Genomic DNA, 25,942 nt, shown 5'->3' on the forward strand with positions numbered 1-25,942 from the left:
TGTTTGTCGATTTCTTTTGATATGGTTGTGTTGTAGATTGAGGTGTATGTTTTTTAATTTTAAAAATGTTTAAAGGAAGAAATACTTATGTTGTTAAATTATAAAGGTATTTTTAAGCAAATTGATTTGGAAAAAATTAATTATTATGATATAGAAAAAAACAAAAAAAGTTTTATTGTAAATTTAAACAATAATTTTCATGTAGAATTTATCGAATTTGAAATTTTTGATATGCTTGATGTGAAAATATATTTCAGCGAAGATAAAATAACTTGGCTAGAAAAAAAAGAAGAATGTTTGTTGATTAATGCCAATAAATATTCATTAACATATAATCATAGGGAAAAATATCAATATTTAAAAATTAACACTGAAATTGATAATATAAAAAATAAAAATATCAATATATTTGTAAGAAAATTCCCTGGTTTAATGATAGCTGCAAGAACTGATGGTTTTGGTGCCAGATTTATGTCAATACTTAATGCGATGTATTTAGCTGAGTATACAGGGTTTAAATTTGGTTTTGTATGGGAAGAGGTTGAGTTAGATAAAAAGTCCATTAAAAAAATTGATAATAATGAATTAGCGGGAATATATCTTTCAAATGAATATAATATTTTTGATGAGGATTTTATTGGACAATATTCTTATACAAACAAACTTCGTTCAAATGATTTAAAAGACAATGGTAAAGAATTTAATGAATTTGTAAAAGAACCAGATAATTTTTGGGGTAATTATGTTGATTTTAATATAGTAAGAAGATTTTTTGGTATTGAAGTATTTAAAAAATACCCAAAAATATGGAATAGTCTTATTTTTTCAAAGTCAGTACAAAACATAATAGATAAAGCTAATAAAAAAACCGAAGTTGTTTTTTCGAATAAGTTTATTGCTATTCATATACGAAGTGGCGATATAGTGTATGATGAAAGAATAAAAAAACTTGGTGTGGGTGTTGGAAAGGCTATGCCAATTGAGATAGCAATGCATTTAATAGAAGAGAATTTAAATAAAAATGAAAAAATAGTTTTATTTGGTGATGATTTTACAAGTTTAAGGGAGTTAAGGAAATTATATGGTGTTAGTATAATTGAAGATTTTATTGATGAAAATCTGTCAGGTATAGAAAGGATTGTGTTTGAAATAGTTTTTATGTCCAATGCAAAAGAAATTTTTTCTGGAGCAAGTAGTTTTGCTAAAATTGCTGCATATATTGGCTTAGGTAGAGAACCTACTTTTTTTACTAATTTTTATAGCAATGAGCAACAATTAATAATAATACAGAAATATAATATTTCAAAATTTCATATCTTGCAAAGAGTGTATTCTTTATATTATGCTTCTTATATTAATCTTAAGTTTTTAAATGATGACATAATGGCACTTTCTTTATTAAAACAAGCTAATATACTAGACAAAACTAACTGTTTATATGAATTATTAATAATCTATATATGTTTAAGAAATAGAAATTTTTCCGAAGCAGAAAGAATTTTACGAAAAAGTCTATTTAAGTATAAAGATTATATGGAAAATTACAGTTATGGAGTATGTCATTTAGACATAAAAAAACTTATAGCTAAGATGTCGATAGACGATGTAAAAAAATATCCAAATTTATTAGCTTTTTTTAGGTTTATTCAAGATGATATTTACGAGATTTTATTAGATTTGAAAGATAAAATGTTGATTAATTCAAGAATAAATACAAACTCGATTCAATCGAAACTATCCTTCCAAACTAAATATGGCACGGCCAAAACAAGAATTCAAAATCAACTCTCTTATAAACTAGGTCAAGCTATGATAGTAAATTCTAAATCTTTCTTAGGCTACTTAATAATGCCTATAGTATTATTAAGTATAATAATTTCACACAAACAAGAACAAAAAATCTACCAAGAAAAAATAAAAAAAGATCCTTCTTTAAAACTACCTCCATTAGAAAGCTATCCTGATTATAAAGAAGCCTTAAAACTTAAAAATCATCTTTCTTATAAACTAGGACAAGCTCTTATAAAAGCTAATAAAACTTGGTATAAGGGTGGGTATGTTAAACTATGGTTTGAGGTAAGGAAGTTAAAGCAGAAAATAAAAAAAGGAAACAGATGGCAATTGAATTTGATATACAAGAATCAAAAATTCTAAAAGGTGTTTTTATAATAACCCCAAATAGTTTTAAGGATTTAAGAGGAGAAATTTGGTCTGTTTTTTCTAGCAAAGATATAGAAAATTTATTACCTTCAAATTTGAAATTTGTGCTAGATAAATTTACATTATCTAAACATAATGTGTTAAGAGGTATACATGGTGATCATAAGTCTTGGAAATTAGTAACTTGCGTATATGGTGAAGTGCATCAAGTAGTAGTTGATTGCAGAAAAGACTCTCCTACTTATCTAAAGTGGGAGAGATTTATTATTAATGAAAATAATAGAAAATTGATTCTAATACCTCCGTATTTTGGAAATGCTCAATATGTTAGTTCAAAAAATGATGCTTTATATTATTATAAATGGGCTTATGATGGTGAATATGTTGATGCCAAAGATCAGTTTACATATGCATGGAATGATAGTAAAATTGCTATAGATTGGCCGACAAACAACCCTATATTATCAGACAGAGATATTTTTAAAAAGGAAAATTAATGTTAAATTTACTTAAAGAAAAATCTAAATTTGTTTACAAAGAAACATTAAAAATACACCAAATATCACCTTCAACCAGAATTGCTTCTTCTTTATCGTGTGTTGAAATTTTAACAAGTTTGTATTATGGCGGATTGATCAATTTTAATCCAAATAATCTTTTTGATGATGATAGAGATAGAGTTATAATATCAAAAGGACATGGGTCAATCAGTTTGTATCCTATTTTAGCAGATTTGGGTTTTTTTTCAATGAAAGAACTTATTAATGTTGGAAAAGAAGGAAGTTTTTTGGGGACAATACCTGATCCGACAATACCTGGATATGAGACGGTTAATGGTTCTTTGGGGCATGGACTTGGAGTTGGTGCTGGTATTGGTATTGCATTAAAAAAACAAGATAAATCTAGCAATGTTATTGTGCTTTGTGGTGATGGTGAGATGTATGAAGGATCTAATTGGGAGGCAATAATGTTTTCAGCAGAACATAAGCTGGATAATCTTGTTTTAATTATCGATTTAAATAAAGTATCTATGTTGGATTTTACAAAAAACATTATAAATTTAAAACCTTTGGCTCAAAAATTTGAAATTTTTGGTTGGGAGGTTGTTGAAATTGTTAACGGACATGATATTGGTGAAGTGTATAATAAATTAAAAATTACCATAGAAAGTAAGAATAAAAAACCAAAAGTTGTTATAGTAAATACAATTAAAGGACATGGAATTGCAGAGTTAGAAAATAACCCTTTATCACATATAATTTCTTTAACTAAAGATAGAATAGAAGAGATAATAAAAGGATTAGAAAATGAGTAAAGCTACAATGAGAGATGTGTTTTTAAATAATTTATTTCTAAAAATGCAAGATAATAACAAAATTATGATTGTAACTGCTGATTTTGGTGCTCCATCGCTTGATAAAATCAGAGAAAAATTTCCAGAAAGAGTTATTAATGTTGGAATTGCTGAACAAAATGCCATTAATATTTCTGTTGGTTTGGCTCTGGAAGGATATATAGTTTATATTTATGCTATAGCTCCTTTTATTTCGATGAGGTGTTTTGAACAAATTAGAGTTAATATAGCAATTTTAAATATGTTTAGACATATGAACATTAATATTATTGGTGTTGGTGTTGGTATGAGCTATTCTACCAGTGGTCCAACTCATCATTGTCTAGAAGACTTATCTTTAATGAAAACTTTACCAAACATTGATATTTTCTCGCCAAGTGATTGCAGTTTAGTTGGTTTATATGTAGAAAAAAGTATATCTATAAACAAGCCAAAGTATATAAGATTAGATGGTGAAGCTATTGGTAATGTAAAATCAGATGAGTTTGATTTTGATGATGGTTTTCGAATGCTTAATAGTGATTGTATATCTAAAAAAATAGCAGTAGTGTCAACTGGATATATGAGTAATAAGATATGCAATATAGTGGATGATTTTGAGAATGTTTTATTTATTGATATGTTTTTAATAAGTTCGTACAATAAAAGTAAGTTGCTTCAGTGTTTGCTAAATAAGCAAAAAATTATTACACTGGAAGAAGGTTTTATAGGCGCAGGTGGTTTAGATTCTGAAATAAATTCTATTTGCAACTTTAAAAATATTATAAATTTAGGACTGCAAAAAAAATACTGTCTAGAGGTTGGAAGTAGAGATTATTTGCATAAACAAAATAAAATTGATTTGGAATATTTAAAATTAATTCTTGAAGAATCTTTTTAATATTTGGAGTTTTTGAAATGTTTCAATTTTTAAAAAATGAGTATGATATTATTAATATAGTTAATATTGAATCTATAAGAAATAAAACATTTTTTATAACTGGTTCAAATGGTCTTGTTGGAAGCAATCTCGTAAATTATCTTTATTATATTGGACTAAAAAGAAAATTAAATTTAAAAATTATTGCTCACTCATTTTCAGATGCGGTTTTTTGGATTCCCAAAGATGAAAATATTAAATATATAAATTCAGATCTAAATAGTGGTATTCCGGATATTAAATTTGATTTTATGATTCATGCTGCGACATATGGTCAACCAAAAAAAGTACTTGAAAATCTTTCCAATTGTATTGATTTAAATGGTCATACATATATAAAATTATTAAATCAGTGTAAAAAAAATAATGCAAAAATTTTATATTTAAGTTCGTCGGAAGTATATGGAAATATTCCACAATCTCAACTACCATGCAATGAAATGTATCATGGAGATGTTTTAACCTTATCTGATAGAGCATTATATGCTGAGTCAAAAAGAATAGGTGAGGTAATATCTCATTTTTATTATAAACAACATAAAAATATAAAGATAGCAAGATTGGCTATAAGCTATGGACCTGGAACAAGATTAAATGATCAGAGATTTCTAAACGAAGTTATAAATAAATCTATTGATAATAAAAAAATAACCTTGTGGGATGATGGATCCGCCTTAAGACATGTGTGCTTTATAACGGATATTATCGAAATGCTTTTAAATATATTATTAAATGGAAAAGAATTGCTGTATAATGTTGCAGGTGAAGTTCGAAATATTAGTATTTATGATATGGCTAAGATTATATCACAAATTCAAAAAGTTCCTTTAGAAATTTCATGTAATCAAAATACTATTGTGGGTACTCCGAATACTGTTGAGCTTGATATTGGTAAATATCTTAAGGAATTTGATAAAAAAAAATTTATAGACTTAGAATATGGCATTAAAAAAACAATTGAGTGGAATTATACATTAAGACAAAAAGGATTAAAGTAAATGAAAAAATATACATTAGCTTCATCAACTTGGGATGAAAAGGAATTACAAGCAATACAAGATGTTATTAAAAGCGATATGTTTACTATGGGTCAAAAGGTGGCTGAATTCGAAAAAGATTTTGCTAAATTTACAGGTTCTAAGTATGCGGTTATGACAAGTTCAGGTTCAACTGCAAATTTGATAGCAACGGCAGCCTTATTTTATACAAAAAATCCTAAATTAAAAAGAGGAGATGAGGTTATAGTTCCTGCGGTATCATGGAGTACTACTTATTATCCGCTTTATCAGTATGGCTTGAAATTAAAATTTGTAGATATAGATTTAGAAACGCTAAATTACGACCTAGATGCTTTAAGTAGTGCTATTAGTGATAAAACAAAAATGATTATGGTTGTAAATTTATTAGGAAACCCTAATGATTTTGATGCAATTAATGATCTTATTAAGGGAAAAGATATTATCTTGCTAGAAGATAATTGCGAATCAATGGGGGCGGAGTATAAGGGAAAGCAAGCTGGAACTTTTGGTATTATGGGAACTTTTTCAACATTTTTTTCTCATCATATGGCTACAATGGAAGGTGGTTTTGTAGTTACAGACGATGAGGAGTTGTATCATATACTTCTTTGTTTAAGAGCGCATGGTTGGACTAGAAATCTTCCAAAAGAAAATTTAGTGGCCAATAAAAGTGATGATTGGTTTAGTGAGTCATTTCGTTTTGTGTTGCCAGGGTATAATGTACGTCCGGTAGAAATGAGTGGGGCTATCGGTATAGAACAGCTTAAAAAATTACCTATGTTTTTAAAACATCGTAGAGAAAACGCTAAATTGTTTTGTGAGTATTTTAAAAACCATCCTGAATTTATTATGCAAAAAGAAATTGGAAGTAGTTCATGGTTTGGATTTTCTTTGGTGATTAGACCAAATTCGAAATTACAAAGAAAAGATATCATTAAAAAATTAGAAGAAAATGGTATAGAATATCGTCCTATAGCTACTGGAGATTTTACACAAAATGAAGTGATTAAATATTTTGACTATGAAATTCATCAAGAATTGAAAAATGCAAAATATATCCACGAAAAAGGATTTTTTGTGGGTAATCATCAATTTAGTATTGGCGAGCAAATTAGTTTATTTAAAAAAGTATTGGATAGTCTATGAAAAAAACAGCATTAATTACAGGCTTTACAGGTCAAGTTGGCTCACAAATGGCAGATTACTTATTGGAAAATACAGATTATGATGTTATAGGTATGATGCGTTGGCAAGAACCTATGGATAATATCTATCATCTAAGTGATAGGATCAATAAAAAAGATAGAATAAGCATTTTTTATGCTGATTTAAATGATTATTCAAGTATTCAAAAGCTTTTTGAGAGTAAAAGACCTGATGTAATCTTTCATTTAGCTGCACAGTCTTACCCAAAAACCTCTTTTGACATACCTATAGAAACCTTGCAAACTAATATCATAGGCACAGCAAATATTTTAGAAAATATCAGATTATTAAAAGCTAAAGATGGTTATGATCCTGTAGTACATGTGTGTTCTTCTAGTGAAGTTTATGGTAGGGCAAAAGTAGGTATTAAGTTAAATGAAGATACAACCTTTCATGGGGCAAGTCCTTATAGTATAAGTAAAATTGGCACAGATTATTTAGGAAGATTTTACGGTGAAGCTTATGGTATAAAAACTTATGTCACTAGGATGGGAACTCATAGTGGTCCAAGACGTTCTGATGTGTTTTTTGAAAGTACAGTTGCAAAGCAAATCGCATTAATAGAAGCAGGTTATCAAGAGCCTATTATCAAAGTAGGAAATTTATCAAGTGTAAGAACTTTTCAAGATTGTCGTGATGCTATAAGGGCTTATTATTTGCTTTCATTAGAAAGTGAAAAAGGAAAAGTTCCTTGTGGTGAGGCTTTTAATATAGCAGGTGAAGAAGCTTTTAAACTTCCCGAGGTTATCGATATACTTTTGAGTTTTTCTGTAAGAAAAGATATCAAAGTAGAACAAGATGAAGAAAGATTGCGTCCTATTGATGCAGACTATCAAATGTTTGATAATACTAAAATCAAAAGCTATATCAACTGGAAGCCAGAAATTCCAGCTAGACAGATGTTTGAAGATTTGCTAAATCATTGGAGAAAAGAAATCTCTATGGGTAGAATCCCGTTAAATAGGTAGTAGTTATGATAATTCGTTCTCAAACTCCATTGCGTTTAGGTTTAGCTGGTGGGGGTACTGATATAAATTTATATTGCGATCAATACACGGGCTATGTTTTAAATGCGACGATATCTTTATATGTACATTGTACTTTAGTAGAAAGAGAAGATGGGAAAATCATTTTTGATTCATCGGATACAAATGTAAAAGCAGAGTATAAAAGCAAAGATTTTTTAGAAAATGATGGCAAGCTAGATCTTTATAAAGCAATTTATAATCGTTTAGTAAGAGACTATGTTAAAAAACCTTTGAGTTTTTCTTTGTATACTTATTCAGATGTGCCAAGTGGTAGTGGGCTTGGCGGTAGTTCTACTTTGGTGGTGGGTATTATCAAAGCATTTGCTGAGTGGTTGAATTTACCTTTGGGTGAGTATGAGATCGCACGTTTAGCATATGAGATTGAACGAGAGGATATGGCTATAGTGGGTGGTGCACAAGATCAATACGCTGCAACTTTTGGTGGGTTTAACTTTATGGAATTTTATGATCAAAAAAGAGTGATAGTTAATCCTTTGCGTATTAAAAATTGGATAGCAAGCGAGCTTGAGGCTAGAGTTTTGCTTTATTTTACAAATATTACTAGAGAGGCTAAAGATATAGAAGAGCATAAAAAAGGAAAATTAGGAGATGAAAACTCTCTTAATGCTATGCATGCGATAAAACAAGATGCGCTAGATATGAAAGAAGCGCTATTTAGAGCTGATTTTGAAAAAATAGCTCAAATTTTAGGTAAGTCATGGCAGTCAAAAAAGATCATTTCTGATATAGTAAGTAATGATGAGCTTGAAAGAATTTATCATTTAGCTATGGATAATGGTGCCTATAGTGGCAAAACAAGTGGAGCTGGTGCTGGAGGGTTTATGTTTTTTATGGCTGATCCTATAAAAAAATATAAACTTAAAAAAATTCTAAATGATCAACAAGGATATGTGCAAGAATTCTACTTCACTAAAGAAGGAGCAAAGTCATGGAAAATTTAAATTTATATATAAAATCTCATTTTAGTGATTCAATTGATATTAAAACTAAGATTTTAAATGATAATGATATGATCAGTTTGATTAAAGAGGTATCTTTAAAAGTGATCAACGCCTATAAAAATGGCAATAAAACTTTACTAGCAGGCAATGGAGGAAGTGCAGCTGATGCACAACATATAGCTGGAGAGTTTGTGAGTAGATTTTACTTTGACAGACCTGGTATTGCAAGTATTGCTTTAAGTACCGATACGAGTATTTTAACAGCCATTGGTAATGACTATGGTTATGAAAATTTATTTGCAAGACAAGTGCAAGCACAAGGTGTGAGTGGGGATGTATTTATAGGAATTTCTACAAGTGGAAATAGTAAAAATATCTTAAAAGCTTTAGAAATTTGCAAAGAAAAAGGAATTTTAAGCATAGGTTTAACCGGAACTAGTGGTGGTATTATGAATGAACTTTGTGATTATTGTATTAAAGTGCCATCAACTTGCACACCAAGGATCCAAGAAGCGCATATTTTAATAGGACATATTATCTGTGCTATAGTAGAAGAAGAGCTTTTTGGTAAAGGGTTTGATTGCAAGCTATAGTTTTAGCAGGAGGTCTTGGCACAAGGTTAAAAAGTGTAGTGCAAGATCTTCCAAAGCCTATGGCGCCTATTAATGGAAAGCCATTTTTAGCCTTTGTTTTAGAGTATTTAAAAAAACAAGGAATTACCGAAGTTATTTTAAGTGTTTCGTATAAATATGAACTCATCCAAGAGTACTTTAAAGATGAATTTGAAGGTATGAAAATACGCTATAACATCGAAAAAGAGCTTTTAGGTACGGGTGGAGCTATAAAAGATGCTTTGAAATTGATACAAAATCAAGCTTATGTTTTAAATGGAGATACTATATTTGATATTGATCTAAAAAAACTTGTTTTAAATGATAGTAAAATTTGTATCGCACTAAAACAAATGCAAAATTTTGATAGATATGGTACTGTAAATGTTGATGATCAAGGTATTATAACATCTTTTGAAGAAAAAGCATCTAAAAAGCAAGGTTTAATCAATGGTGGTATATACTTACTAAGAAAAGATATTTTTGATGAATTTGATTTAGAGAGAAAATTTTCTTTTGAAGAATTTTTGCAGGTAAATTATAAGATATTAAAAATACAAACTCAAATTTTTGATGATTATTTTATTGATATAGGGATACCGCAAGATTATTATTTATTTTGTGATAAAAAATGACCCATTTAGAATATTTAGAATCACAGTCCATTCATATCATCCGTGAGGTGATAGCTGAGTTTGAAAAACCAGCTATGCTTTATAGTATAGGTAAAGACAGCTCGGTTATGCTTCATCTTTTACAAAAAGCATTTTACCCAAGCTTACCTCCACTTCCTTTAGTGCATGTAGATACTACATGGAAATTTAAAGAGATGATAGAATTTAGAGACAAACGCGCCAAAGAGCTTGGCATGGAGCTTATAGTCTATCAAAACCCTAAAATCAAAGAATTAAATCTTTCTCCATTTACACATGGCTCATCTATGCATACAGATATTGCTAAAACACAAGGTTTAAAACAAATGCTTGATTTATATCAATTTGATGCGGTATTTGGTGGTGCAAGAAGAGATGAGGAAAAATCGCGCGCAAAGGAAAGAATTTATTCTTTCCGTGATGAAAATCACTCATGGGATCCAAAAAATCAACGCCCAGAATTATGGGATATTTACAATGGTCGTCATAAAAAAGGTGAATCCATAAGAGTTTTCCCGCTTAGTAATTGGACTGAGCTTGATATATGGCAGTATATTTACAAAGAAAATATTCCTTTGCCAAGTCTTTATTTTGCTAAAAAACGACCGGTAGTAGAGTACATGGGGGCTAAAATTTTAGTTGATGATGAGCGTATGCCAAAAGAACTTGCTAAAAATGCTAAAGAAGAATTAGTCCGTTTTAGAACCCTAGGTTGCTACCCGCTAACAGGAGCCATAAACTCAAGTGCTAGCAATGTCTTAGAAATCATCGAAGAGCTTTTACTTTCTAAAACAAGTGAAAGACAAGGTAGACTTATAGACACTGATGAAGAAGCAAGTATGGAAAAAAAGAAAAAAGAGGGGTATTTTTAATGAAAACAAATGTAGAAAAATACCTAAAAGAACATGAAAATAAAGAGCTTTGTAGATTTATCACTTGTGGTAGTGTAGATGATGGCAAATCTACCCTTATAGGTAGAATGCTTTATGATGCAAAAATGCTTTTTGAAGATCAAATTTTATCTTTAGAAAAAGATAGTAAAAAGCTTGGCAATGCAGGGGAAAAGATTGATTTTGCACTTTTAGTAGATGGTCTTGCAAGCGAGAGAGAGCAAGGTATAACCATAGATGTAGCATATAGATTTTTCACAAGTGAAAAAAGAAAATTCATCATAGCAGATACTCCAGGCCATGAACAATACACTAGAAACATGGCAACAGGTGCTAGTACAGCTGATATTGCTATCATACTTATAGATGTTAGAAAAGGGGTTTTAACTCAAACTAAAAGACATTCTTACATAGCGAGTTTGCTTGGTATAAAACAATTTATTATTGCTGTTAATAAAATGGATTTGATTGATTATAATCAAGAAATTTTTAATACAATCTGTAAAAATTATCAAGAAATTCTACCATGCTTAAAAAATCATGAATATATTAAAACCCATTTTGTTCCTATATGTGCACTAGATGGAGACAACATAGCTTATAAAAGTATTAATATGCCTTGGTATAGTGGAAAAACCTTATCTGAGCTTTTAGATACTTTGCCTATTGCTACTAGTTTAAGCGATGAGTTTATCATGAGTGTGCAATATGTCAATCGCCCTCATTTAAATTTTAGAGGTTTTTGTGGAAATATTGCTAGTGGTAGTATAAATATCAAAGATGAAGTTGTGATTTTACCTTCTTTAAAAACAAGTAAAATAAAACAAATTATCACGCCTAGCATTAAAAGCCTAAATATACCTGATAAAAATGAAAAGGTTCAAAGTGCTAAAAATGTTAGTTTTCCAAGTGCTATAACTTTAACTTTAGAAGATGAGATAGACATTTCAAGAGGCGATGTAATAGCTTCTAAAAATCATAGTATAGAAATTTCAAATTCTTTTAAAGCTATGGTGATATGGATGAGTGAGGTTAAATTTAATTTAAATGAAAACTATCTTATCAAAATAGCAAATTTAACTACTAATGTAGTATTTGAAAAAATTGATTTTAAAAAAGACATTGATACTTTCAAAGAATTTCAAAGCGATGAATTAAAACTCAATGATATTGCTAAATGCACCTTAAAGCTTAATAAAAAAACAGCTCTTAAAGCTTATAAGGACAATAAAACTTTAGGAAGTTTTATCATTATAGATAAATACTCTAATGAAACCTTAGCAGCAGGCATGGTAGAAGAAATTTTAGCAAGCGAAGAAAAGAGTAGAATTTACACTCAAGCAGAAATAGAACTTAATGCTTACATTAGAAAAAACTATCCTGAATGGGAATGTAAAAAAATATGAAAATTATTGTTGCATTAAGTATTTTAATTTTGCTTATTTTGTTAATTAGCAATAAAATTAAACCTTTTATTTTATTTGGTAGTGTAGCTGTGATTTATTATCTTTTGGGGTATTTAAATTTGAACACTTGGCTTAGCTCTTACACGAGTGAATCTTTGATAGTGCTTATTTTGCTTTTGTTAGTTTCACTAGCTATAGAAAAAAGCGTTGTGATAAGTTGGTGTTCTAAATTCATCATTGGTAAAAATTATCATCTATCACTTTTAAAGCTTGGAGTTGTTACAGCTAGTATTTCAGCTTTTTTAAATAATACTGCAGTAGTGGTGAGTTTTATGAGTATTATAAAAAATAACAAATTTCAAGCTCCTTCTAAACTACTCATCCCTCTTTCATATTTTTCCATAGTTGGTGGAACTATGACTTTGATAGGAACTTCAACTAATTTGATAGTCAATTCTTTTGTAATGCAAAATGGTTTGGAAAGTTTAAAGATTTTTGATTTTTTTGTGGTGGGTTTTTGTATAAGTGTTGGAGTGCTTATAGTGCTTTTGATTTTTAGCTTTTTATTGCCTGAGTATAAAGAAAGAGAAAATGTCATTAATGAGTATTTAATCAATGCTAAGGTTTTAAAAAATAGCTCATTAGTGGGAAAAACTATACAAGAAAATGGCTTAAGAAATTTAGAGTTTTTGTTTTTACTTGAAATTCAAAGAAAAGATGAGCTTATCGCCCCTGTTAGTCACAATGAGCTTATTAAAGAAGGAGATGAGTTAATTTTTAGTGGAGATATTACACATTTAGAGACTTTGAAAAAATTTGATGGCTTGCAAATTGGCTCACAAGATTTAAAACTAGAAACATTAAATTTAATAGATGTTGTTATAAATTCTGAGTCAAATTTGATAGGAAAAAGCGTTAAAGAAGCAAATTTTAGAGCTAAATTTGATGCAGGGATTGTAGCCTTAAAAAGAGGCTCAAAAAATATTTCAAAAATTGGCCAAAGTTTATTACAAGCTGGAGATAGGCTTATTTTAAGTGTAGGTAAGGACTTTCACTCAAGAGATAATATCAATAAAAACTTTTACATTATCTCAAATATTATGCAAAATCAAAAGTTAAGCAATATTCAAAGTTTTATAGTGATTTTTGCGTTTTTAGCCATCATTGCTTTATCTGCTTTGGAGTTAGTATCTTTGCTTAAAGCTCTGCTAGTGTTTTTAGCTTGCTTATTTATATTTAAAATCATAAGTTTTGATGAGATAAAAAGACGCTTTCCTTTGGAAATTTTTATCATAGTGGGATCTTCTTTAGCTATAACTAAAGTTTTAGTTGATAGTGGTTTAACTAAAGATTTGGCTGAGTTTATTATAGGAACTTTTGGGGTATATGGATTATATGGTAGTTTTGTGGGAATTTATCTTCTAACTTTGCTTTTAACTGAAATCATTACCAATAACGCTACCGCAGCTTTGGCTTTTCCTATCGCTTATAGTACTGCTTTAGCGCTTGAAGTTAATCCAACTCCGTTTATATTAGCGGTTGCTTATGGGGCAAGTTGTGCTTTTTTAATGCCACATGGTTATCAAACTCATTTGATGATAGGTTCAATTTGTGGGTATAAAACTACTGATTTTATAAAAATAGGATGGATAGTTTCTTTGATTTATTCAGCTATTGTTTTAACTATAACTCCGGTATTTTTTAGTTTTTAAGGAAAAAATGAGCAAAAATTTAACTTGGCATACAAGTAGCATTATAAAAACTCAAAGAGCTAAACTTAAAAATCAAAAACCATATGTTTTATGGTTTAGTGGGCTTAGTGGTAGTGGCAAATCTACTTTGGCTAATGCGGTTGAAAAAAAACTTTTTGAGCAAGGTTTTCATACTTATCTTTTAGATGGGGATAATGTACGTCATGGACTTAATAAAGATTTGGGTTTTGATGAGGTTTCAAGAGTAGAAAACATAAGGCGTATAGGAGAAGTATGTAAGCTTTTTGTAGATGCTGGTATGATAGTACTTTGCGCTTTTATATCGCCTTTTGAAAAAGATAGAAAGCTTATAAAAGATCTTTTAGATGATGATGAATATATAGAAATATTTGTCGATACACCTTTGGAAATTTGTGAAAAAAGAGATCCAAAAGGACTTTATAAAAAAGCAAGAATTGGAGAGATTAAAAATTTCACAGGTATAGATAGTCCTTATGAAAAACCTAAAAATCCACATGTACACATAACAAAAGAAGATCTTAATGAGAATGTGGATATGATTTTAAGATTTTTAGATAAGAGGGTGTAAATGACTGCTTATGTACATATAGGAACTCCAAAAACAGGAACAACTTCTATACAAGATTTTTTATATTTGAATCGAGAAAAACTAGAAATACAAAACACAATTTATGCAAATTCAATAGAATCTCATACTAGACATAATGTTCTTGTTAATTTTTGTTTTGAATTTAGAAATAATCCTAATTGGGAGAAAATTAGTTTTGAGAGAATTTTAAAATATCGTTCTAGATTAAAATTATTTTACGCCTTAAAAGAAGAAGTTCTTCAAGCTAAAAGAGACTTTATATTTTCTACTGAAGGAATTACTTGGCATTTTTATGATGTTAAATATATAAAAATTTTAAAGAAATTTTTTAAAGAATTGGGTTTTAATAGAATCATTTTAATCTTATATTTAAGAAGCACCAGTGATCTTTTAATATCTTTATCTACGCAATTAATAAAAACAAATTATAGTTCCATACCTTGTTTTATTAATCCTTGGGAGTATGATAGGCAATATATTTTTAATAATAAATGGTTATGCCAAAAGTATTCTGAAATTTTTGGTAAAGAAAATTTAATAGTAAAACTCTTTGATAAAAATGAATTTTTTCAAAGGGATTTGCTGAAAGATTTTATATACTCTATAGGCTTAAAATGGGATGATAATTTTGCAATACCTTTAAAACAGAATGAAAGTTTAGATTTAATAGGGGTTGAGCTTTGTAAAGCTTTAAATAATCAAAATAGTAATTATAATGAATTTATGGAATTATATAATAAATATTTTATTTCCAAATCTTCGTTTATAAAGTTCTGTCCGCCGAAAAAAATCATACAATCTTATCTTGATTATTTTGAAGAATCAAACGAATGGGTAAGAAAGGAATTCTTTCCTCACAAAGAAAGATTATTTCCAAAAAAAGACTTGAGTAATTATAAAGAAAATTATGAACTTAAAGAAATGAAACCAGAATACTGGGATAGAATAGCAGAATTTATAGCCGATGTTGTCAAGAATAAAAATAAAATTATTGAAGATAATACTAATGTTATTCAAAAGAAAGATAAAATCATAAAAGAAAAAGAACAAATTATTAATTCTAAATCAACTCAGCTTAATCAAATCCAATCAAAACTATCTTTTCAATTTAAACACGGCACAGCTAAAGCAAGAATTCAAAACCAACTCTCTTATAAACTAGGTCAAGCCATGATAGTAAATTCTAAATCTATATTAGGTTATATAAGAATGCCTTTTGTTTTATCTTATATAAAAGATAAACATAAACAAGAACAAAAAATTTACCAAGAAAAAATAAAAAAAGATCCTTCTTTAAAATTACCTCCTTTAGAATCTTATCTTGATTATCAAGAAGCCTTAAAACTTAAAAATCATCTTTCTTATAAACTAGGACAAGCTCTTATACAAGCTAATAAAACTTGGTATGGGGGGGGGGTATATCAAGTTGCTATTTGAAATTAGGAAGTTGAAAAGGAAGATTAAGAATTATAGTATATAATTTATATTAAAAAATATTTTAATGCTTATGTGTGAATAGTATGTTAAAAATTGCCTTAATTGCTGATGAATTAACCTATGCTTCTTTAAAAGTAGAGGATGGAGTAATTATAAAAAATATAACTCCGTTGAATTATAAGTTTATATTTTATTTTTGGAAGCCTGATTTTTTATTTGTTGAGTCGGCTTGGCATGGTTTTAAAAATAAATGGAAATATAAAATTGCTTCATATCCTGATTATCCAAAGAGAAATAACAAAAAATTACAAAAGCTTGTTAATTTTGCAAAAATGTTAAATATCCCTACGGTATTTTGGAATAAAGAAGATTATGTGCATTTTGATAGATTTATCAATAGTGCAAAATTGTTTGATTTTATATTTACTGTTGATGAAAATTGTATATCAAAATATAAATCTTATGTAGGAGAAAAATCTTATGTAGACGTTTTACCTTTTGCTGTTCAATCCAAATTCCATAATTTTACTGGATTTAATTTTATATCCACTAAGGCTAATTTTGTTGGAAGTTATTCAAAGCATATACATGAAAAAAGAAGATTTTATCAAGATATGATGTTTAAATTATCATCCAAGATAAATAACCTTGATGTTTATGATAGAAATTCAAATAGAAAATCTATAAATTATAGATATCCAAATTTTAAAGGTATGCAAATTTATCCTTCAGTTGAGTATGAAAAAACTGCAGAAATATATAAAAAATATCTAATTTCTTTAAATGTTAATACTATAGAAAATTCCCCTACCATGTTTTCAAGAAGACTTATAGAGATTATAGCTTGTGGAGGTGTAGCTATTACTAATCATACGCCAGCTGTTGAAAAATATTTCAAAGACTATTGCTATTCATTTCAAACCGAGGAAGAATTAAAAGATTTGCTATATAGGTTTAAAAAAGATGGTTTAAATGAAGATGATAAGATAAGGTTGAAAAAAGGAGCGGAATTTATCGCAAAAAATCATACGTGGAAGCAAAGATTAGAACAAATTATAGATACTATAGGTATAAAAAAATGCTAAATGGTTATTGTTTTTATATAAACAATTTTATTCAAATATTTTACAAAAAAAACTTCACAGGATGGGGAAGAAAACGTACTGGTAGATGGGCTTCTTTTTTATATAAAAAATTTAATGGTTCTTTGATTTTGCTAGAAGATGGTTTTTTGCGCTCTTTAAATTTAGGTGTAGAGAAAAGTCCGAGTTTTTCTATCGTCAAAGATGATGCGGGAATTTATTACGATGCGACTGCACCATCTAAACTTGAAAATATTTTAAATACTTATGAGTTTAGCTCTAAAGAGCTAAAGCAAGCAAAAAAAGCTATAGAGCTTATAAAAACAGAAAAACTTAGCAAGTATAATAATAATCTTTGCGTGCCAAAAGAGCTTTTTGACGTCAACGAAGAACGCGTATTAATCATCACTCAAGTAGCAAATGATGCTTCATTAAAATTTGGCTTAGCTGATAATTTCTCAACTCAAGATATCATAAATGATGCTATTAAAGAAAATCCAAATGCTAAAATATACATTAAAATTCATCCTGATGTATTAAGTGGTAAAAAGCAAAGTGATTTTAATGTACAAGATTTGCCAAGCAAATGTGTAGTTATAAAAGAAAATTATAATCCCATAGAATTGCTAAGTTATTTTAAAAAAGTTTATACCAAGACTTCTGGTATGGGCTTTGAAGCTTTGATGTTAGGGCGAGAATGTGTGTGTTATGGTATGCCATTTTATGCAAGCTGGGGTTTAACTCAAGATAAGTTAGAGTGTAAAAGAAGGCTTAAAAAAAGAACTTTGGAAGAGGTTTTTTATGCTACTTATATTTTATATAGTGAGTATTTTAATCCTTACTTAAATCAAAAAAGTGATATTTTTGATACTGTCCATACTCTAGCAAAATATAAAAAGATGGAACAAGCTAATTCAAATACTTTGTATTTTTTAGGTTTTTCTAAATGGAAAAGAGAATTTGTAAGACCTTTTTTTAAAGCTAAGAATAATAAAATCATTTTTTTAAACTCGCTTAATGAACTTTACAAAGCAAATTTAAATCCTGAGGATAAAATTTTCATTTGGGGTAAAAAATATGATAAAGCTTTACTAGCTAGAGATTTTAAAAATGCAATTTTCTTAGTAGAAGATGGCTTTTTGCGCTCTGTTTTTTTAGGTTCAGATCTTACACGTCCTTTTTCTTTGATAGTAGATAGTAAAGGCTTGTATGTTGATCCAAGCAAGCCAAGTGATTTAGAAGATATTTTGCAAAATCACATTTTTGATGAAAGTTTAAAACAAAGAGCTAAAAAACTCATCATCACCATCACGCAAAATAAATTTTCAAAGTATAATGGCTTAAAGCATGAAAAGCTAAAATTTAATACCAATAAAAAAATCATCTTAATCCCAGCTCAAGTAGAAGACGATGCTTCTATGATCTTAGGTGGTGCAGGCTTTGATACCTTAAAACTTTTACAAAGTGTAAGAGAGGCAAATGAAAACGCTTTTATAGTTTTTAAACCTCACCCTGATGTATTAAGTGGTAACCGTAAGGGTTTAAAAGATAAAAGCATTGTTTTAAAATATTGTGATGAGATCATAGAAAATGTTAGCATAGATAGCGCTATAAATGCTTGCGATGAAGTGCATACTATAACCTCTACAAGTGGTTTTGACGCTCTTTTGCGTGGTAAAAAAGTAGTAGTATATGGCAAGCCTTTTTATGCAGGCTGGGGTTTGACTGTAGATTTGCATGAAATTCCAAGACGTACAAGAGTGCTTAGTTTAGAAGAGCTTGTTGCGGGGGTTTTGATCCTTTATCCAAGATACATTCATCCAAAAAGTAAAAATTTATGTGAAGTTGAGCTTGCTTTAGATATAATGTTAAAAATGCAAAAAGATTATTTTTCTAAATTTTATTTGCGTTGGTTTATGGATATAAGAATTTATATATTAAGAAAAATAAGAAGATTGATAGAATTTATTTTGATTAGATGAATTTAAGTAAGAAGTTAAAAAATTTTTCTGGTAAAAATGTTTTATTACTCCAAGGACCTGTGGGTAGATTTTTTCGTAAAATTGCTACAAAAATTCCAAAAGCTAAGGTTTATAAAGTAAATTTTAATGGCGGAGATTTTTTCTTTTATCCTTTTAAAAGCATTAATTACACTAAAAGTTTAGCCGAGCTTGAAGACTTTTATAAAAAGCTTTTTGAAGAAAAACAAATTCAAGTTATCTTGATGTATAATGATTGTAGAAAAGTACATGAAATCGCCATTAGTGTTGCTAAACAAATGGGTATTGAAATATGGATTTTTGAAGAAGGTTATATAAGACCAAATTTCATTACTTTTGAAAAAGATGGAGTGAATGCAAACTCCACTTTGCCAAGAGAAAAAGAATTTTATCTAAGTCAGAAAAAATTTGACAAAGATTTTAAATTTAAAACTTTCTCAAATACTTTTAGAAATATGGCCTTTGCTTCGTTTTTATACTGGCTTTTTGCTTTTTTATTTTCTTGGTATTTTAATAATTCTTTACATCATAGAAGTTTAAAATTATTTGACTTTTTACCTTGGCTTTGCTCGGTATATAGAAAGAACAAATATAAAATCACAGAAAAAAGTTTAAATGAAAAAATTCTTTCCCTAAAACAAAAGTATTTTTTAGCTATTTTGCAAGTACATAATGATACTCAACTATCTCATCATTATAAAAAAACTACAGAAAAATTTATAGAAGAAGTGATCATCTCTTTTGCTAATCATGCTAAAGCAAAATCCTATCTAGTTTTTAAACATCATCCTATGGATCGTGGTTATAGAGACTACACTAGGCTTATAGAAGATTTGAGCTTAAAATACAATGTCGAGGGTAGAATTTTATATGTACATGACTTGCACTTACCTACGCTCTTAATCAATGCAAGAGGCACTATAGTCATAAATAGCACGGTAGGACTTTCTGCTTTATATCACAATAGCCCTTTAAAAGTTATGGGTAAAGCTTTTTATGATATAGAAGGTTTGACTTATCAAAAAAATTTGCATACTTTTTGGAAAGAATGTAGAGCATATAAGCCTGATGCTGTTTTGCACGCTAAATTTAGAAATTATGTGATATATAAAACCCAAGTCAATGGGAATTTTTTCAAAAATACTAGTTTAGATTAAAATTTCTTTTTATAGTTTTTTGCAATCTTTTTTAGTTTAAAAGGTAAGCTTAAATAGCCTATTTTAAAAGGGGTTCTTGAAGCTTGCAAAAGTGCATTACCTAAAAGATAAGGCAAGTGTGTTTTGGCTATTTGAGCATGTTTATAATCTGCATAAGCTTTTAGTGGCGGTAGATTTTTTTGATCTTTTTGATTTTTAAAATGCTCTTTTTTGACTTTTCTTAATTCAAAAGGTATTTTAAAGCAATCCAAATAACTTTTGCTATTTTTCATGATAGCTTCCCCAAGCTTATAGCTTAGTCTTTCTTTTATCCTTAAGTTAGCTCCATAAAGTTTATTGTTTTGATGGATGAATATCTCATATTCATTTTTTAAGCCTTTGTGATTTAAAAAACGCAAAAGATTATGATTTTGACTTTGTAGAAAAATTTGTGTGTTAAGTCTTTTTAGTTCATGGTATTCTAGCACTAATTCTTTATAAAATGCTATAGGTGGTATTAAAGAATCATGGGTATTTGTAAGATAATTTTTATATTCAATTTTTTTATCATTATCATTTTTCAAAAGTAAAATTCCTATTAAGTCTACATAATCAAGCCTCGGTGTTTTTTCATTTGCTATGCTTAAGCCCGAACTTTCCTCGCTTTGCTTGATAATTTGTGTATTAACATACAAAAAGGTTTGCTCATCACAAATTGCCTTTTCATTTTGTATATCTTGAAAAGTATTGATAAGTCCAAAATTTTTTACTAATTTAAAAGATGAGTTTTCAATGCTTATAGATGATATAGCATGGGTTGATAAATTGGCGTGATTCCAAGTGTGTATGCCTAAGATTTGATAATTTTTGAACTCTTTTGGAAAAATGATTTTTTCATTAGCTTTAATCTTTGCAGTTTTTTCACAAAAAAATGAGTTTTTATGCTCTATCTTGGTTAAATTTGAAGGTGTAAAGATATGATATTTTCTTTTTGAGCAAATGATATTTTCTTTAGATTTTTTAAAGCTGTGTAAATTTTTAATGATGTTTTTACCAAGCTCTTGCATAGCTAGTGGCATAGGGTGGAATTTATAGTTTTGATCAAAATCATAAAGATTATTTTTTTGGTAGTAAAGATCTACATCGATTAGATTAAAACCATAATGAGCACAATTTTTCCTATGAGCTTCATTGATAGCTTTTGATTTATCATTACAAGCTGGTATGGGGAGTATAAGCACTATAGTAATTTTGTTTGCTTTGTAAAGTTCTTCATAAAAATAATCAATATTTCTAAGTATAATATTTAAACTCATAGGGCTTAAATAATCATTGATATTTGATTCACTGATGAGAAAATCACTTTTATTTATAGTATTTTCATGGCGTATTAACTCATAAAGATTTTGTAAAGAAGTGCTAAGTCCTAAAGCGTAATTATGTAGTGTAATGTCTTTATTTTCAAGACTTATTCTAAGACCATTTTTAACTATACTATTGCTACCACCTAGTAAAATTACATTCATAAGTTCTTTCTTGATTTTATAATTTTTTATTTATTTTATAAAATATTTTTTAATGAATAATTTCAGAGTAAAAACACCTCATTTTACCTTTAAATAAGCATTTGACAAAGATAACAACTTTAGCTATATTTTTAAATTCATTTTTGAGTTTATTTGGGATTTTAATGGATAAATTGTGTCAAAAAAGAGATGTTTTTTATATAGCTGGTTATGATCCTAGAGGATATAGGCATTATTATGCTATGTTTAAAAAAAATTTAGCCGAGCAAAATATACTTTTAAATTATGATTATACTTTATCAAAAGCTCAAGTTAATGCATATGCTTTTTGGCAAATTCAAACCCCGCATACAAGTACTTCTTACACCTTTTTAAGCTGGAATGATATAGTCAAAAAAAATTGGTCAGAAGGTATAAAAGATGCTTTGAGTGATTGCTATAGTTTTTTTAGAATTTATACCATCACAGGGCTTTTTTTAAAATTTGGTAAAGAATCCCCGCACCAACTTATCACAGGTTATTATCCATTTTTTTATGTACTTTTGAGTTTGATTTTTACTTTATTTTGTGCCTTTGGAAGTTTGTTTTATTTGCAAAATTTTCATATTGTTTTGGGAATTTTGGTTTTTGTTTTATTGCTAGTATTTTTACCAAAAATGCTTTATAAATTAGGCAAGAAATTAGCTGTTTTTTGGATAGCTAGAATTTGTTCTTTTTGTGCAAACTGGGAGAAAAATTCTCAAGGTGAGCTTGAGTTAAGAATGGATGATTTTGCTAGGGTTATTTTTGAAAAACTAAAAGAAAATGCAAATGATAAAAACTACGAGCTCATCTTAAGTGCGCATAGTGTAGGAACGGTGCTTTGCATAAATGTTTTAGCAAAAGTACTTAGACAATGCGAAAAAGAAAATATATCTTTTGAAAATTTAAAGGTTTTAACTTTAGGTGAGTGTATACCTTTGGTAAGCTATCAAAAAAAATCTTTTGAGTTTAGAAAAGATTTAGAGTATTTAGGAAGTAAAAATTTAATTTGGTATGATTTTACTTCTATTATTGATGGGGCTTGTTTTGCACAAGTTGATTTCATACGCACAAGCGGGGTAAAGGCGCAATTTAGTCCAAAATACCTTTCGGCTAAATTTCATACCTTATATAAAAATAAAGATTATAAAAAAATCAAAAAAGACAAGTATAAAGCACATTTTTTATATTTATTTGCCACACAAATTCAAGGAGTATATAACTTTTTTGAATTTATCATAGGTAAAAATAAACTAGAAGAAAAAATCAAATAGGAGAAAAATATGGGTCAGTGTCCTTTTCATCCAAAGCCTTATAAAAATAAAGCTTCTACATTAACTACTTTTTTACTAAAAAGAAGATCATGGCTTGATGGACTTTATGAGCGAAGCTATAAGATGATGATGGGTAGAGTAAAAATGCCTGGATTTGATCTATATGTGGTAAATGATCCAAAAGAAGTTAGACGCATTATGGTAGATGAGGTTAGAGAATACCCAAAAAGCCAACTTTTACATGAGCTTTTAGAGCCACTTTTGGGCATAAGCATTTTTACAACTAACGACAGAGTATGGGAAAAGCAAAGAGAGCTTTTAAGACCTTCTTTTGAAATGACAAGGATTTCTAAGGTTTTTAATTTAATGAGTGAAGCAGCTTCAGATATGATGGCAAGATTTGCAAAGTATGAAGATAAAGCGATTATAGAAGTAGATGAAGCTATGACTTTTGTGACTGCAGATGTGATTTTTAGAACTATCATGTCATCAAAACTTGATGAGCAAAAAGGTAAACTTGTTTTGGATGCTTTTGTAACTGTGCAAGAAGAAACAGTTAAAACAGCTATGCGAAGAATGTTTCGCTTCCCAACTTGGCTTTCAAATCTTTTGGGCGAGAGAAAAAGACTTAAAGCAGGCGCTACTATACGCAAAGTTTTATCAGATATTATAAAGCCAAGATATGATAATGCTCTAAATGATCAAGGAAAATATGAAGATATTTTATCATCATTGCTTATGGTGGTCGATGCAGATACTAATGAGAGATTTTCTTTTAATGAAATTTTAGACCAAGTTGCCATGCTTTTCTTAGCAGGCCACGAAACCACTGCAAGCTCGCTAACTTGGACGCTATATATTTTAAGTATTTCTCCAAATGAGCAACAAAAAGCCTATGAAGAAATCATGCAAGTTGCAGGTGATGAGGAGTTTAAAATAGAGCATATTAGAGCGATGAAGTATGTTACAAATGTGTTTAAAGAAAGTTTAAGACTTTATCCGCCAGTTGGTTTTTTCGCTAGAGAAGCAAGAAATGATAACAAAATGAGAGATAAGCTTATCAAAAAAGGTTCAGGCGTAGTGGTAGCTCCATGGCTTATCCACAGACATGATAGTTTTTGGGAAAATCCACATGAGTTTGATCCAAGTCGCCATGAAGATAAAAGCAAGATTAAAAAAGACACTTATATGCCTTTTGGTATGGGAGAGCGTGTGTGTATAGGGCAGGGCTTTGCTATGCAAGAGGCTGTTTTGATTTTAGCTAATATTTTAAGGACTTATAAGTTAGAATTAGAAGAAAATTTCGTGCCTGATATAGTAGGAAGACTAACTATAAGATCAGCTAATGGTATGAATATAAGATTTATAAAAAGGCAAAAATGAAAGAAAAATTAGCAGGAACTATACTACTTTGTGCTATCGTTCCTTTGGCGGTGATTAGTTATCTTTTTATTGTTATAGTGGGTACTTTTGGTAATCCTGCTAGGGTTAGACAAGGTGTGAGAGCACTTGATCATTTTGTCAATGCTACTTTGTTTAATGGTTATGCTTGGGAGTCTTTATCATCTCATGCTTGGAGAGAACGCGATAAAAGATGGGCTAAAATAGTTATTAAAATCACAGATTTTTTTGATAAAAATCATTGCCAAAAGGCAAATAAAAGAGAACAACCTATAGTAGATTTAGTTTTAGAAAGAAAGCTTACCGAACAAACTGTCGGTAAGCAACTTTAATTTTCTCCAAATAAAGCTTTAAGATTTTTAAATGCTTCTTCTTGGTTATTAGTTTTATCTTCATTATTTACTTCATTAAGCTCTATCTCATATCCAAGAAGCATGCTAGCTAAGCGTATATTAATACCACTTTTTCCTATGGCTTTACTTTTTTGCTCACTATTTAGCGTTACAATAGCCTTTTTATCTTCAATACTAACTGAGTTTATAATGGCTGGAGCTAAGCTTCTAGTGATTAAAATTGCCATTTCATTAGAATACTCAATGCAGTCGATATTTTCATTTTTTAATTCTTTGCTTACAGCATTGATTCTAACTCCTTTTATGCCTACAGTTGCTCCTACTGCATCAACACTTGGGCTATTAGCTTGCAAGATGATTTTTGCTCTCTCGCCAGGAATTCTTGCACTTGCATAAATATTTATAAGACCATCTTTGATTTCAGGAACTTCAGCTTTTAATAAAGCTTCTAAAAATTTAGGGCTAGTTCTACTAAGCTCCATTCTCATACCTGATTTATCAATATACACATGTCTAATAACAGCTTTAATCACATCGCCTACTTTAAATTTTTCACCTTTGATACGATTTTTTCTAGGTAAATATGCACGAAACTCATCAATTTCTACATAAGTATTTTCTTCGCTATCCACTCTTACTACACTACCAAAAACCATGTGCCCTACCATTTTTTGGTATTTTTCATAGATTTTTTCTTCTAAGAGTTTTTGAATGTTATATTCTAATTCTTTATGTAAGATATTTACAGCAGTACGACCTAAATTTTCTAAAGAACATTCATAAGTTAGCTCATCGCCAATTTCTACGTCTTTAGCTTCAGCCCTTGCTTTACTTAAAGCGATAAAATGCTCATTTTCATTTTCTAATCTTTCATCATTATCAGCTACTACGATGATTTTTTGATAAAGTTGTAAATTTTTACCTGAATCAACAAAAAATTCATACTTATCACCATAAATTTTCTTAGCAGTATTAATAAGTGCTTTTTTAACTCTTTCTCTTACATCTTCTATTTGTAAATTTTTCTCATTAGCAATGGATTCAATTATATCTGTGATTTTTTCCATAATGACAATACAACCTTAATTTTGGATTTTAAAAGTTTGAAGAATAAAATTATATCTTTAATAAGTTTAATTAAAAGTAAAATTTGCTATAATTTCAGATTAAAAAAACTTGAGG

23 protein-coding genes are annotated in these 25,942 nt (G+C 28.9%); 21 read left to right on the plus strand and 2 right to left on the minus strand.

The genetic code is table 11. The features are described 5' to 3' along the window. The first annotated feature begins 126 nt into the window (after nucleotides 1–126). The 18 genes from L8V77_RS02510 to L8V77_RS02595 all read left to right on the plus strand — a co-directional run bounded on the left by L8V77_RS02510 (nucleotide 127) and on the right by L8V77_RS02595 (nucleotide 20,206). Entirely contained in the window at nucleotides 127–2,154 is a 2,028-nt protein-coding gene (locus L8V77_RS02510) for a hypothetical protein (RefSeq protein ID WP_263706554.1), read from the plus strand. Beyond that, on the plus strand, nucleotides 2,115–2,657 hold the full coding sequence (locus tag L8V77_RS02515) for a dTDP-4-dehydrorhamnose 3,5-epimerase family protein (RefSeq protein ID WP_263706556.1): 543 nt from the start codon (nucleotides 2,115–2,117) through the stop codon (nucleotides 2,655–2,657). The genes L8V77_RS02510 and L8V77_RS02515 overlap by 40 nt, the downstream gene beginning before the upstream one ends. Further along, the gene (locus L8V77_RS02520; RefSeq protein WP_263683737.1) at nucleotides 2,657–3,475 is read left to right on the plus strand and encodes a transketolase; all 819 of its coding nucleotides are present in this window, start codon (nucleotides 2,657–2,659) and stop codon (nucleotides 3,473–3,475) included. Before L8V77_RS02515 ends, L8V77_RS02520 begins: the two co-directional genes overlap by 1 nt. After that, nucleotides 3,468–4,394: a transketolase family protein gene (locus L8V77_RS02525; RefSeq protein ID WP_263706557.1), complete on the plus strand. Its 927-nt coding sequence runs from the start codon at nucleotides 3,468–3,470 to the stop codon at nucleotides 4,392–4,394. Before L8V77_RS02520 ends, L8V77_RS02525 begins: the two co-directional genes overlap by 8 nt. Nucleotides 4,395–4,411: 17 nt before the next feature. Continuing rightward, the gene (locus L8V77_RS02530) at nucleotides 4,412–5,431 is read left to right on the plus strand and encodes an NAD-dependent epimerase/dehydratase family protein (RefSeq protein WP_263683735.1); all 1,020 of its coding nucleotides are present in this window, start codon (nucleotides 4,412–4,414) and stop codon (nucleotides 5,429–5,431) included. After that, nucleotides 5,432–6,598, plus strand: a complete 1,167-nt coding sequence (locus L8V77_RS02535) for a DegT/DnrJ/EryC1/StrS family aminotransferase (protein ID WP_263706558.1) — start codon at nucleotides 5,432–5,434, stop codon at nucleotides 6,596–6,598. Beyond that, nucleotides 6,595–7,626 (plus strand): GDP-mannose 4,6-dehydratase, encoded by a 1,032-nt coding sequence (locus tag L8V77_RS02540; RefSeq protein ID WP_263706559.1) that lies wholly within the window; start codon nucleotides 6,595–6,597, stop codon nucleotides 7,624–7,626. Before L8V77_RS02535 ends, L8V77_RS02540 begins: the two co-directional genes overlap by 4 nt. Nucleotides 7,627–7,631: 5 nt before the next feature. Then, on the plus strand, nucleotides 7,632–8,648 hold the full coding sequence (locus L8V77_RS02545; RefSeq protein WP_263706560.1) for a dehydrogenase: 1,017 nt from the start codon (nucleotides 7,632–7,634) through the stop codon (nucleotides 8,646–8,648). Next, a complete protein-coding gene (locus L8V77_RS02550) occupies nucleotides 8,636–9,241 on the plus strand; it encodes a D-sedoheptulose 7-phosphate isomerase (RefSeq protein ID WP_263706561.1) in 606 nt (201 codons plus the stop codon). Before L8V77_RS02545 ends, L8V77_RS02550 begins: the two co-directional genes overlap by 13 nt. Next, entirely contained in the window at nucleotides 9,229–9,894 is a 666-nt protein-coding gene (locus tag L8V77_RS02555; RefSeq protein WP_263706562.1) for a nucleotidyltransferase family protein, read from the plus strand. The genes L8V77_RS02550 and L8V77_RS02555 overlap by 13 nt, the downstream gene beginning before the upstream one ends. Then, nucleotides 9,891–10,784, plus strand: coding sequence for a sulfate adenylyltransferase subunit CysD (gene cysD / locus L8V77_RS02560; protein ID WP_257397929.1), 894 nt, complete (start codon nucleotides 9,891–9,893; stop codon nucleotides 10,782–10,784). Before L8V77_RS02555 ends, cysD begins: the two co-directional genes overlap by 4 nt. Continuing rightward, nucleotides 10,784–12,208, plus strand: a complete 1,425-nt coding sequence (cysN, locus tag L8V77_RS02565) for a sulfate adenylyltransferase subunit CysN (RefSeq protein ID WP_263706563.1) — start codon at nucleotides 10,784–10,786, stop codon at nucleotides 12,206–12,208. Before cysD ends, cysN begins: the two co-directional genes overlap by 1 nt. Next, entirely contained in the window at nucleotides 12,205–13,920 is a 1,716-nt protein-coding gene (locus L8V77_RS02570; protein ID WP_263706564.1) for an SLC13 family permease, read from the plus strand. The genes cysN and L8V77_RS02570 overlap by 4 nt, the downstream gene beginning before the upstream one ends. Nucleotides 13,921–13,927: 7 nt before the next feature. After that, complete coding sequence (cysC, locus tag L8V77_RS02575; protein WP_263706565.1) at nucleotides 13,928–14,509, plus strand: adenylyl-sulfate kinase; 582 nt, start codon at nucleotides 13,928–13,930, stop codon at nucleotides 14,507–14,509. Next, nucleotides 14,510–15,967, plus strand: coding sequence for a hypothetical protein (locus tag L8V77_RS02580; RefSeq protein ID WP_263706566.1), 1,458 nt, complete (start codon nucleotides 14,510–14,512; stop codon nucleotides 15,965–15,967). An 83-nt stretch (nucleotides 15,968–16,050) separates the two neighbouring features. Beyond that, nucleotides 16,051–17,052, plus strand: a complete 1,002-nt coding sequence (locus L8V77_RS02585) for a glycosyltransferase (protein WP_263706657.1) — start codon at nucleotides 16,051–16,053, stop codon at nucleotides 17,050–17,052. Continuing rightward, nucleotides 17,046–19,031 (plus strand): capsular polysaccharide biosynthesis protein, encoded by a 1,986-nt coding sequence (locus L8V77_RS02590; protein ID WP_263706567.1) that lies wholly within the window; start codon nucleotides 17,046–17,048, stop codon nucleotides 19,029–19,031. The genes L8V77_RS02585 and L8V77_RS02590 overlap by 7 nt, the downstream gene beginning before the upstream one ends. Continuing rightward, complete coding sequence (locus L8V77_RS02595) at nucleotides 19,028–20,206, plus strand: capsule biosynthesis protein (protein WP_263706568.1); 1,179 nt, start codon at nucleotides 19,028–19,030, stop codon at nucleotides 20,204–20,206. Before L8V77_RS02590 ends, L8V77_RS02595 begins: the two co-directional genes overlap by 4 nt. On the opposite strand, the gene L8V77_RS02600 is transcribed toward L8V77_RS02595, so the two are convergent. Next, nucleotides 20,203–21,711 (minus strand): SGNH/GDSL hydrolase family protein, encoded by a 1,509-nt coding sequence (locus L8V77_RS02600; protein ID WP_263706569.1) that lies wholly within the window; start codon nucleotides 21,709–21,711, stop codon nucleotides 20,203–20,205. The two genes, L8V77_RS02595 and L8V77_RS02600, sit on opposite strands and share 4 nt — an antisense overlap. A gap of 164 nt (nucleotides 21,712–21,875) precedes the next feature. On the opposite strand from L8V77_RS02600, the gene L8V77_RS02605 reads away from it, so the two are divergent. The 3 genes from L8V77_RS02605 to L8V77_RS02615 are packed head-to-tail and all read left to right on the plus strand — an operon-like array spanning nucleotide 21,876 to nucleotide 24,739. Then, a complete protein-coding gene (locus L8V77_RS02605) occupies nucleotides 21,876–23,006 on the plus strand; it encodes a DUF829 domain-containing protein (protein WP_263706570.1) in 1,131 nt (376 codons plus the stop codon). Between the two features lie 9 nt (nucleotides 23,007–23,015). Beyond that, nucleotides 23,016–24,389 carry a cytochrome P450 gene (locus L8V77_RS02610; protein ID WP_263706571.1) on the plus strand — a complete coding sequence of 458 codons (1,374 nt, stop codon included), beginning with the start codon at nucleotides 23,016–23,018 and terminating at the stop codon, nucleotides 24,387–24,389. After that, entirely contained in the window at nucleotides 24,386–24,739 is a 354-nt protein-coding gene (locus L8V77_RS02615; RefSeq protein WP_039627957.1) for a membrane protein, read from the plus strand. The genes L8V77_RS02610 and L8V77_RS02615 overlap by 4 nt, the downstream gene beginning before the upstream one ends. Here L8V77_RS02615 and nusA read toward each other — a convergent pair. Continuing rightward, nucleotides 24,736–25,827, minus strand: a complete 1,092-nt coding sequence (nusA, locus tag L8V77_RS02620; protein WP_039617565.1) for a transcription termination factor NusA — start codon at nucleotides 25,825–25,827, stop codon at nucleotides 24,736–24,738. The two genes, L8V77_RS02615 and nusA, sit on opposite strands and share 4 nt — an antisense overlap. Nucleotides 25,828–25,942 lie beyond the last annotated feature (115 nt).

Source organism: Campylobacter sp. IFREMER_LSEM_CL2127, assembly GCF_025771745.1.
GTDB lineage: Bacteria > Campylobacterota > Campylobacteria > Campylobacterales > Campylobacteraceae > Campylobacter_D.